The sequence below is a fragment of the Romboutsia sp. 13368 genome (assembly GCF_018336475.1).
Classification (GTDB): domain Bacteria; phylum Bacillota; class Clostridia; order Peptostreptococcales; family Peptostreptococcaceae; genus Romboutsia.
Genome location: NZ_CP048741.1, coordinates 1,103,066 through 1,103,295 on the forward strand (window position 1 = coordinate 1,103,066; position 230 = coordinate 1,103,295).

Consider the following 230-nt stretch of genomic DNA (forward strand, 5'->3'; position numbering starts at 1 on the left):
ATATTATAATAGATGGTATTATACAAAGATTTGARTTTACATTTGAACAAKCTTGGAAAGTAATGAAATTATATTTAGAAGATCAAGGAATATTAGATGAAGCTTTAGCACCAAGAAGTACAATAAGATGTGCCTTTAAACATAAGTTAATAAATGATGGTGATATATGGATAGAAATGATGTTAGATAGAAATAGAACATCTCATATGTATGATGAAGAAACAGCAGTT

General features: G+C 26.3%; 1 protein-coding gene. It reads left to right on the top strand.

Going from position 1 to position 230, the window contains the following annotated elements; translation table 11 throughout:
• Positions 1-230 (top strand): HI0074 family nucleotidyltransferase substrate-binding subunit (locus tag G3997_RS04505; RefSeq protein ID WP_296648749.1); only part of this gene is annotated, 230 nt, incomplete at both ends.